This is a genomic window from Vibrio sp. M250220 (assembly GCF_036533795.1).
In the GTDB taxonomy this organism is placed as follows: Bacteria; Pseudomonadota; Gammaproteobacteria; order Enterobacterales; family Vibrionaceae; genus Vibrio.
On the sequence record NZ_JATABI010000122.1, the window covers coordinates 1 to 1749 of the forward strand.

At 39.9% G+C, this 1749-nt stretch carries 3 protein-coding genes, 2 tRNA genes and 1 rRNA gene; 5 read left to right on the forward strand and 1 reads right to left on the reverse strand.

Annotated features, from left to right (window positions below; genetic code table 11):
- Positions 1-24 precede the first annotated feature (24 nt).
- From rrf to QTN94_RS19800, 5 genes are all read left to right on the forward strand, one after another.
- Positions 25-141 (forward strand): 5S ribosomal RNA (gene rrf / locus QTN94_RS19780).
- A 32-nt stretch (positions 142-173) separates the two neighbouring features.
- Positions 174-250, forward strand: a tRNA-Asp gene (locus QTN94_RS19785).
- Between the two features lie 36 nt (positions 251-286).
- Positions 287-363 (forward strand) — tRNA-Trp (locus tag QTN94_RS19790).
- A gap of 193 nt (positions 364-556) precedes the next feature.
- Positions 557-913, forward strand: coding sequence for a hypothetical protein (locus QTN94_RS19795; protein WP_331428630.1), 357 nt, complete (start codon positions 557-559; stop codon positions 911-913).
- Entirely contained in the window at positions 879-1382 is a 504-nt protein-coding gene (locus QTN94_RS19800; protein WP_138973142.1) for a hypothetical protein, read from the forward strand. Before QTN94_RS19795 ends, QTN94_RS19800 begins: the two co-directional genes overlap by 35 nt.
- A gap of 155 nt (positions 1383-1537) precedes the next feature.
- On the opposite strand, the gene QTN94_RS19805 is transcribed toward QTN94_RS19800, so the two are convergent.
- A partial coding sequence (locus QTN94_RS19805; RefSeq protein WP_331428631.1) for a transposase occupies positions 1538-1749 on the reverse strand: 212 nt, incomplete at its 5' end.

Here is a 1749-nt window from a genome sequence, read left to right on the forward strand (position 1 = left end):
CAGCTTTCCAGATTAAAGAATTTGCTTGGCGACCATAGCGATTTGGACCCACCTGATTTCCATTCCGAACTCAGAAGTGAAACGAATTAGCGCCGATGGTAGTGTGGGGTTTCCCCATGTGAGAGTAGGACATCGCCAGGCTTTAAATTTAGACTCAAGAGTCTAACCAGTGCGGAGCGGTAGTTCAGTTGGTTAGAATACCGGCCTGTCACGCCGGGGGTCGCGGGTTCGAGTCCCGTCCGCTCCGCCACTTATTCCGAGAGTCGTCTCATTAAACACGAACAACAGGGGTGTAGCTCCAATTGGCAGAGCAGCGGATTCCAAATCCGCGTGTTGGGAGTTCGAATCTCTCCACCCCTGCCATCTTCAATTGCATGTTTATGCAAATAAAAAGCCCAGTCGTTTGACTGGGCTTTTTCTATTTCTGGGTTCTTTCATTGTGAGTAATAACTTGCCCCGGAGTGATCTGCATTCATTATTCAAAGACACACATAATTAGATTGTTCGTTATCATGCTATAACGACCTCGTTAGAACTCCCTATAATTGAGGTTTTTATGCCAGCACAAATGAAAGGAAACTTTTGTAACATTAAGGACTTTAAACCATCCCAGCGTACTATGAACGCAATTAAAGAGATGAACAATGTAAACCAAATGAGTAGTTATCTAGACAAGATTCTTGCTCTAGTACCTTTCTATCATATCTTTGCCGGACGAAAGTCTTATCCAGGTGTTGCACTTACAAATGCGGGGTGGAACGCCTCTACGTATCAATGGAAAACATTTAATGAAGCAATGATGGCTATTCCTGATATAAAAAGAAAACGATTAGAAACTATTGCTGAAAATGAAATGTTATTTTCTACAGGGAAAGATTATGAATTTTGGACATGTGTATATAACTCGCTTTAAGTTATTGATGGTGCTTATTTTATTGTCTGGTTGCGCTTTCGCTTCGGGGCTTGAGACAAAAGAGTCTTTGCAAATTAAATACATTGAGGTGTATGACGCACTTAATCAAAAGGTTGGAGAGTGCTCAAAGCTCAAGAAACAGAGACAAATTACGATAGATAATGAATGGCTTAAATCTCAACCTACGTTAACTCAGAAGGTTGTTTTGTTTGAATTATCCAAAATGGCAGAAAAACGTTGCGCTCAGCCTGAAGAGTCAGATTATATTAGTGTTATTTTTGACTTGGCTGTTTTTGGGGAAGTTGATGCTTTAAATGAATATATAGAGTTAAGGCGATATGACCTCCCTAAAGAAGACAATAAAAAAATCTTAGACGGTTTGGATCAAGAGCAATTAATGCACCTTTCTACACTAGAAAAGTACCAAACGCCGTTTAATTTATTTTCGGCTTTTGAGTCTGGCAACTGATTCAATAAGCAATAAAGATTACTTTATTTGATGAATAGTGTTTTTCCAAAGATAGCATCGTGGTTTCATGAAACCACGATGCTATTACAGTAAAAATACACAACCAAACTTATACCAATCTGGAAAATTAACTGGTCAGGTTAACCCACTCCCTTTTACACATCGTTTGCACCCAAATCTGCACTTTCCAAGAAGCCATTCCATGCTCTACATACCTGCTCGACAACATCGTTATAGTTCGTAAAACTTTGGTTGGCTAAATAGTGTTGTCGCAGCCAACTCCATACTTGTTCAATTGGATTTAGCTCTGGTGAATAGGGAGGCAATTTGATGATACTGACATTGTCAAACTGCTCGGCAATATCAC